The organism is Oleidesulfovibrio sp. (assembly GCF_047973035.1).
In the GTDB taxonomy this organism is placed as follows: domain Bacteria; phylum Desulfobacterota; class Desulfovibrionia; order Desulfovibrionales; family Desulfovibrionaceae; genus Oleidesulfovibrio.
On sequence record NZ_JBKEBF010000024.1, the window covers coordinates 66,620 to 74,606 of the forward strand.

Sequence of the window (7,987 nt, forward strand, 5' to 3'; positions counted from 1 at the left end):
GGCTAAGCCGTAGCTTTGCTGAATCAATAACTCGTAAGGAATGAAACATGTCTGAGCATAAGCACATTCTTGAGCAGCTAGGCAGTGATAATACAGAGGACGTGCGGGAAGCTGCCTTTGCAGCAGGTGACCTTTTGCTGAAGGAAGCCGTGCCGTTACTGGCAACGCATCTGGAGAGTGCAAATCTCGGGGTGCAGGAGGCTGCAGAACAGGCTATCCGCAAAATCGGGGGGGCTCCTGCTGTGCAGGCGGTTATTCCCTTGCTGCGTTCCGACGAGGCTCCTGCCAGAAATATTTCTATGGATATCCTGCGCGAGATCGGTGCAGATGATTTTGATTCTCTTACCCGCCTTCTGCATGATGATGATCCTGATATGCGTATTTTTGCATCTGACATTCTTGGCTCCTGCGCCAAGGTGGACGCTGTACGCCCCCTTTGCGAAGCCTTGTTGCGCGATCCGGAAGTTAACGTCCGCTATCAGGCCGCCGTCAGCTTGGGAAGCCTTGCCTTCCCCGAAGCTGCAGAGTGTCTGAACAATGCCTTGCAAGATGAAGAATGGGTTCAATTTTCAGTTATCGAGGCTTTGACAAAAATACGGGCCGAGTCTTCAGTTAATGCCCTTGTCAGGGCTTTGGACTATTCCTCGGACCTCGTTGCGTCCATGATTGTCGATGCGCTGGGAGAAATGGGCAATATCAAGGCTGTTTCACTGTTGCTGAGAAGACTGGAGTCTTCTCCTACTCCTTTACGTAATAAGATTGTTAAAGCCGTTGTTCAGCTGATGGGCGGTAAGCTGCTTAACCTGCTTCCTGATAAAGAACACGAGCGATTCAGAGAATACCTGCTTGTAGCCATACAGGACGAAGAAGAAGATATTCAGGATGCTGCTATCTTCGGGCTCGGCTTTATGGGCGGGGACAAGGCAACTACTGCTGTTATGGATATAGCAGCAAAGTTGAATCCTGATCGGGACCATGAGCGTCTGGTAAAAGCCGTAGATTCGCTTGCTTCAATCGGAGCAAATTCCGCATTGGAAAAAGAACTGCACTCAGAAGACGAGTATCGGGTTCAGATTGCGGTGGAAGCTATTGCCGGCATGAGCGATCCTTCGCCGATTATTCCCGTACTGATGGAGCTCTTCTGGAGCAAAGACCGGGATGTGCAGCGTGCGCTGGTTTCGGTTCTTGCCTCTGTCGCAGCCGCAGAAGAAATTCAGTTCTTCCTTGATGTGCTGGCAAAGCACAATGACGGCAATGTTCTTAAAGCTGCATTGACCTTTATCGGCAAAATGGGACAGGCAGATGAAGTTGGCGATATCCTTTTTTCCATGCTTGAGCATCCTTACGACGATGTCAAAGAGGTTGCGCTGGACGCCTGCATTGCCCTTGCTGATGATAAAATGGGGCAACGTTTCAGAACACTGTTCGCAAGCGAAGATCCTCTTAACCGCCTTATGGCAACGTACGCCCTTGGCAAATTTGATATCGATGGCAACCTTGACCTGCTTGAGACTGCCCTTGAAGACTCTGTTCCCGATATCCGCAAAGTCGCTTTAGAAGCCGTTGCTGATGTGTGCTCCGATGTTGATCGTCGCCTGCAGATGGTGCTGCCAAGATTGCATGACGAAAATAGCGAAGTCCGTCTTGCTCTGGTGGAATTGCTGGGCAAATGCGATTGTGCTGATGTCAGTGAGCCTTTGATGCAGGCTTTGCATGACGGCGATGACTGGGTGCGGATGAGGGCCGCAGAAGCCTTGGGTAAAAGGCGTGAAAGAACGGCTCTGCCTGCCTTGGTCGAAATGCTGAACGATGACAGTCCATTGGTGACCATAAAAGCCATTGAAGCGCTGGGAGTGATTGGCGGCAAAACTGCTTTCCGTGCGCTTCTGTCGATGGTTGATTCTGACAGCCCCGAGATTCAGGAAGCAGCTGAGCTTGCTATCGGCAAGATTCAAGAACAAGGAGAGGGCGCGTAGATGTCGTCATTGTTTTCAAAGTCGATCACGCTTCGTAAAGAGCAGAAGATCACGGATGAAGAGTTTTCGCAGCTGCGCGACTTCATTTATGATCAGTGCGGCATTTATATTGCGGATAACAGAAAATATCTGGTGGAGAATCGGTTGGCCAACCGTCTGAAAGACCTGAACCTGAAGACGTACGGCGAATACTTTTATTTTCTTCGTTATGATGCAGGAAGACGACAGGAGTTGACCAAGCTTTTTGAGGTTGTCACGACCAACGAAACAAGCTTCTTCCGCAACCCGCCACAGTTGAAAGTCTTTGAAGAAAAAGTTCTTGGCGCTGTTCTTGACGACTTGCGAAGCAAGCGCTCCAAGCGGCTGAGGATTTGGTCGGCAGGGTGTTCAACCGGTGAAGAGCCGTACACTCTGGCGATAATTCTTCATGAAGTCCTCCGTACGGAAATCGGCAGCTGGGATATTAAAATTACTGCCAACGATTTGTCCGAAGGAGTGCTGCAGGCTGCCAGAAGAGGAATTTATACAGAGTATGCTCTGCGTACGACTCCTCCTTCGATGATTTCCAAGTACTTCATCAAGGAAGGTTCAAATTACAAAATAAAGCCGGAACTGAAGAGGCTGGTTAATTTCGGACAGATTAACCTGAGTGACAGAGTGCAGTTGAAGCGTGTCGAGCGTTCCCAGATTGTATTCTGCAGGAATGTTATTATCTATTTTGATGATGATATGAAAAAGCGGGTTATCGGGTCTTTTTATGATAACCTGCTGCCTGGAGGTTTTCTGCTTATCGGCCACTCTGAGTCGCTGCATAACATTACGCGTGCCTTCAAGCCCGAGCACCATCAGGGCGCAATAGTCTATAAAAAGATGGAATAACGATGCGTTTGAATAGAGGACAATTTCAAAAGGCTGCAACGGTTCGGGGAGGCATATAGTGGGTGCACGGGTGCTGGCCGTAGCCAACCAGAAAGGCGGGGTAGGGAAAACCACAACCACGCTGACATTGGCTGCCGCACTGGCAAATAAAGGGTATCGGGTGCTGATCATGGATCTGGACCCTCACGCCTGCGCATCGGTGCATTTGCGTTACTATCCTGAGGGGCTGGTTGGTACTGCGTTTGATTTGTTTTCCAAAGAAATTGAAGACGCTGAAGCGCTTTGGAAAAGCATCCGGCACAGGCATGAAATGCAGACCTTTGATGTGGTGCCGGCGCATATCAGGCTTTCAGAACTGGAAGTAGATCTGAGGGGGAGAAAAGGCAAGGGGGCAATTCTGCAGCAGGCTTTGGAGCATGTGCAGGATGACTATGATTACGTTGTTCTGGATTGTCCGCCCCATGTGGGTATATTGCTGGTCAACGCGATTGTTGCTTCTAATTTGCTGATTATACCGATTCAAACTGATTTTTTGGCGTTGCATGGGTTGAAACTGCTGTTTGACACCATTCGAATTTTAAATAAAGCAATGCCGTCTCCGGTGAAATACAAAGCTCTTGCTACCATGTATGACAGAAGAGCAGGAGCCTGTAACAGAGTTCTGGAACTGATCGGTCAGAAAATGGGTGAAAATATGTTTCAGACTGTCATCGGTATAGATACTAAATTTCGGGAAGCCAGTGCTCAGGGAAAAGTCATTTACGACATAGACAAAAACACTAGAGGGGCCAAAGCCTATGAGGCGTTGGCTGAAGAGATTATGTCCATATGGTAAAAACACCCGAAGAATATTTCAAAGAGCAGGACTTCGGCGTAGGTGCGGGCGGAGATGATGCCAAGTTTACAGAGGCAGAACGCTCATTTATGCAGAAGTATCTGGGCATGGATGAACAGGACGTTCTGCAACGCCTTGGCAAGGAGCAACGACCAGAGTCTGTCATGCAAGTTCAGCCCGATGTTGCTGCACCTGCCGTCGTATCAGAAGACGGGCAGCAGGGGATGCCGCCGGAAGAAGCGCTCGAGGTTCCGCAGTCGCTTGAAGATCAGATGCGTGATCTTGAAGACGTGCAGATGGTCAGTTTTTATCTTGGCGAGCAGGAGTTTACAGTTCCCATCATGGCTGTGCAGGAAGTTGTCCGTTTTATGCAGCCTACCAAGCTGCCTGCAGCCCCGGGATTTATTGCAGGAATAGTAAACTTGCGCGGGCGTGTGACTCCGCTTGTTTATCTGAGGGATCTTTTAGGGATTGCCTCTGTAAATGAAGATGACGGAAGATTTATTGTTATCTGCAAACGTAAAGGTCTGCAGGTGGGGCTGATTATAGATCGTGTGCATACGATGTATAGAGTTCCGCAGCACACCATTGACTGGAATATAGAGTCCCGTCTGGGGACAACTATTGATTTTGTTTCCGGCTTGATGAATTCGAATGAGCGGCTAGTCAGCATTATTTCTGTAGATCGAATCGTTGAGCGTGTTCTGCAAAGTTAAAGGAGTGCACCATGAGCAAACATATATTGATCGTTGACGACTCCAAGACTGTCCGCAACTTGGTTGCTTTTATCATGAAGAAAGAAGGCTTTCGCGTTACAATGGCAGAAGATGGTTTCGATGGTCTTGAGAAGCTGTATTCTGCAGAAGAGCCTGTTGATCTGATTATCTCAGATGTGAATATGCCCCGTATGGATGGTTTTACTTTTATCCGTACAGTGCGTGAGCAGGAAACATACCGTGATCTGCCTATTGTTGTGCTTTCCACGGAAGGGCAGGAAAAGGATATCCAGATGGGTATGAGCCTTGGTGCAAACCTGTACATGGTAAAGCCTGCACAGCCCGACAAGATGGTAAAGAATATTAAAATGCTGTTGGGCTAAAGCTGCGGCGTTATTCTGCCGATGTAATGTACTAGAAACGTTTTTTTATAGTGCGGTTTTTCATATGCCTTTCACGGCGACCAGAACAGAGGTAATGACATGAGTCAGGATTTCATGGATCCGGAAATATTCGCCGACTTTATTTTAGAGGCGAAAGAGCATCTGGAGACTATCGAGCCTAACTTGCTTGAGCTTGAAAATTCTCCAGATAACCTTTCGTTGCTTAATGAAATTTTCCGGCCCATGCACTCGCTTAAGGGGGCATCCGGTTTTCTTGGGTTGAATAGAATCAACTCTCTTGCGCATCGTGCTGAAAATATTCTTGATGAGCTCCGTAAGGGAGAGATGGCTGTTTCAGCTGAGATAATGGATGTAATTTTGTCGGCTACCGATGCTCTGCGCCAGATGATTGATAATCTGGATGTCACTGGGCAGGAAGGCGATGTAGAGATTGCTTCGATTGTTGAAATCATCGATCAGATAATGGCCGGAGGAGGGGTGCCTGCTGCTCAGCCGGCAACGCCTGTTGAGGAAGATACCTCTGCAGATTCAGAAAGTACCGGAGAGTTTGCTGGCGGAAACGTGCTTGTTGAAGCTGAACCGCAGGAAGCTGAAGAGCGTGTATTTCAGGATCAGGAAGCTTATGTTCTGACAGCTTTCGGCGAAGGTCATCTGAGAGACTTTGTTGAAGAAGCTCGTGAAATTTCAGAAAACCTGAATTCCGGCCTGCTTGAGCTTGAAAAGAATCCCAACGCTGAAGGTGATCTGGTAAACGATCTTTTCCGCTATTTTCATAACTTAAAAGGAAACAGCGGCATCATCGGTTATGCCGAACTCAACAGCCTGACACATGAAGCTGAGACCTTGCTTAACAGGGTGCGAAAAGGAGAGATGCCTTCATCGCATGCGCTGGTAGATTTGTTGCTTGTCGTTGTGGATTACATCGATGCTATGGTCGAGCGGATCGACACGACCTCCGGTAAAGCTACGCCTGTTGTTATTGAAGATGTTCTCGCGCGTTTGCAGAAAGCCGTTTCCGAAGGGATCATTGATGCACCGGTAAGAGCACAGGCTACTGCACCGCAGGAAGCCAAAGCTGCTCCACCCGCTGCCGAACAGGTTGCGCCTGCGGCGGCAGGCGAAGCGAACGGCGTGGATGCTGACGATCTGAACGTTTTTAAAGATACTATCCGCCAGCAGTTTGAGAGTATTAAGATAGCGCTGGAAGAATTGTCGAAGGACAGTTCACAAAAAGACTATATTGATGCTCTGTTCCGTTCTCTTGTTACAATTCAGAATTCGTGCGGCTATATGGGACTTGAAGAAAGCAAGGTGTATGCAGATCGTACTTCCAAGCTTGTTGATCAGGCCAGATCGACTGATTTAGATTTTTCACTGATGACAGACCTGCTTGAGCAGGAATGTGCAATCCTGAAAGACATGGTGGATGGGCACGTAGCCGCTTTGGCTTCTCCCGCGCCTGTTGCTGATGCTCCCGATACTGATTCCGGCAGTACTCCGGCTCAGCCGCAACCACCCGCAGGCGTAAAGCCTGCGGCAGCGAAAAAGGAAGAAAAGGCTGCACCCAAAGCGGAAAAAACTGCACCGCCTGAGAAACCAGCTTCTGCAGCGCCCAAGCCGACAGCCCCCAAAGCTGCTCCGACAGCTAAGCCTGCAGCACCACCAGCAGAGCAGCCAACAGCCCAGAAAGGAAAGTCTTCATCCACAATCAGAGTTGATCATGAAAAGCTTGACCACCTGATGAACCTTATCGGCGAGCTGATCATCAACAGGAACCGCTACACAATGCTGGCGCGTCGTCTTGAAGGTGAGACCAACGTCAACGTTGCTGATGTAGCACAGAATCTTACAGAAACTACCTACGCGATGGCCCGTATTTCTGATGACCTTCAGGATACGATTATGAAAGTGCGTATGGTGCCTGTTTCTTCAGTATTCTCTCGTTTTCCCCGACTGGTTCGCGACCTTTCACGCAAAAGTGGCAAGGAAGTTGAGTTGATAATGGAAGGCGAAGAGACGGAACTGGATAAGAGTGTCGTTGAAGTTATCGGCGACCCTCTGGTTCACCTTATCCGAAACGCCATGGACCATGGTGTAGAGCCTGAAGAAGAGCGCATTGCAAAAGGCAAGCGTGCTAAAGGGCGGGTATGCCTGCGCGCTTACCACAAGGGTAACTCCGTTGCCATTGAGATTGAAGACGATGGTAAAGGGATTGATCCGGAAAAGATGCGCGAAGTGGCTATCAAAAAAGGCATTATCAGCCCGGAAGAAGCCAAAGCACTTGATGATCGAGAAGCCATGGAGCTCATTTTTGCTCCGGGTTTCTCTTCTGCCGAGACGATTACGGATATTTCCGGTCGCGGTGTGGGTATGGACGTTGTCCGCACGAATATCAAGAACCTGAAAGGTAGTGTAAGTATTCAGTCTGAAATAGGTAAAGGCACCAAGTTTATTCTGTCCTTGCCGCTTACGCTGGCCATTATTGATGCGCTGATGGTGAATGTTTCCGGCGAAACATATGCCATTCCGCTGGATGCCGTGTCTGAAACTACCAAGATTGAAGCGGAACGCCTGACCGATGTAAACCATCGTAAGGCAGTGACCCTCCGCGGAGAAGTTCTGGGTATTGTTACTCTGTCCGAGCTTCTTGGTCTGGAATCAACCACCGATGACGATGAAGTTCTGTCAGTAGTTGTCATTCATGATAACGACCGCAGGCTGGGCCTTGTAGTAGACAGGCTGCTTGAGCGACAGGAAATAGTTATCAAGCCGATGGGTGAATACCTTGGAGACCTGAGGGGCATTTCCGGTGCAACGATCATGGGTGACGGCAGCGTGGTTCTGATTCTGGACCCGCATGAAGTTTACCTGATGGCGACTTCGAAAGCGATGTAGCTGAATAGTGAAAGCCGCTCCTTTTGGAGCGGCTTTTTTGTATGCAGAAAACCCCCCGCTAGGCGGGGGGTTCCGTAAAGCTTAAAGCTATAGAGATATTAGTAAAACTCCTTTTGATTTGCTAACTAATCCCTGCGGTCTGGCAACTGCAGGTGGCAAATCAAAAGGAGGCCACAATGGGTGACACTAAGAGTTTAGCCCACACAAAATGGAACTGCAAATACCACGTAGTGTTTGCGCCAAAGTATCGGCGGCAAGTTTTTTACGGAGAGAAGAAGCGCG

The 7,987-nt window shown here is 48.9% G+C and carries 7 protein-coding genes; all 7 read left to right on the forward strand.

All coding sequences use genetic code 11. The features are described from left to right. Positions 1-47 precede the first annotated feature (47 nt). Positions 48-1,976, forward strand: a complete 1,929-nt coding sequence (locus tag ACK5LI_RS08080) for a HEAT repeat domain-containing protein (protein ID WP_416948033.1) — start codon at positions 48-50, stop codon at positions 1,974-1,976. Next, positions 1,977-2,855, forward strand: a complete 879-nt coding sequence (locus ACK5LI_RS08085; RefSeq protein WP_416948035.1) for a CheR family methyltransferase — start codon at positions 1,977-1,979, stop codon at positions 2,853-2,855. A gap of 58 nt (positions 2,856-2,913) precedes the next feature. Beyond that, positions 2,914-3,690 carry a ParA family protein gene (locus tag ACK5LI_RS08090; protein ID WP_416948037.1) on the forward strand — a complete coding sequence of 259 codons (777 nt, stop codon included), beginning with the start codon at positions 2,914-2,916 and terminating at the stop codon, positions 3,688-3,690. Next, positions 3,684-4,406 carry a chemotaxis protein CheW gene (locus tag ACK5LI_RS08095; protein ID WP_416948039.1) on the forward strand — a complete coding sequence of 241 codons (723 nt, stop codon included), beginning with the start codon at positions 3,684-3,686 and terminating at the stop codon, positions 4,404-4,406. The genes ACK5LI_RS08090 and ACK5LI_RS08095 overlap by 7 nt, the downstream gene beginning before the upstream one ends. An 11-nt stretch (positions 4,407-4,417) precedes the next feature. Further along, positions 4,418-4,789 (forward strand): response regulator, encoded by a 372-nt coding sequence (locus ACK5LI_RS08100; RefSeq protein ID WP_416948041.1) that lies wholly within the window; start codon positions 4,418-4,420, stop codon positions 4,787-4,789. A 99-nt stretch (positions 4,790-4,888) separates the two neighbouring features. After that, positions 4,889-7,705: an Hpt domain-containing protein gene (locus ACK5LI_RS08105; RefSeq protein WP_416948043.1), complete on the forward strand. Its 2,817-nt coding sequence runs from the start codon at positions 4,889-4,891 to the stop codon at positions 7,703-7,705. Between the two features lie 176 nt (positions 7,706-7,881). Then, positions 7,882-7,987 (forward strand): transposase (locus ACK5LI_RS08110; protein ID WP_416948049.1); only part of this gene is annotated, 106 nt, incomplete at its 3' end.

Excerpts from the sequence above, each read along its gene's own strand:
- ACK5LI_RS08085 (WP_416948035.1), top strand. The coding sequence starts at position 1,977 with ATGTCGTCATTGTTTTCAAAGTCGATCACGCTTCGTAAAGAGCAGAAG.
- ACK5LI_RS08095 (WP_416948039.1), top strand. The coding sequence starts at position 3,684 with ATGGTAAAAACACCCGAAGAATATTTCAAAGAGCAGGACTTCGGCGTA.
- ACK5LI_RS08100 (WP_416948041.1), top strand. The coding sequence starts at position 4,418 with ATGAGCAAACATATATTGATCGTTGACGACTCCAAGACTGTCCGCAAC.
- ACK5LI_RS08105 (WP_416948043.1), top strand. The coding sequence starts at position 4,889 with ATGAGTCAGGATTTCATGGATCCGGAAATATTCGCCGACTTTATTTTA.
- ACK5LI_RS08080 (WP_416948033.1), top strand. The coding sequence starts at position 48 with ATGTCTGAGCATAAGCACATTCTTGAGCAGCTAGGCAGTGATAATACA.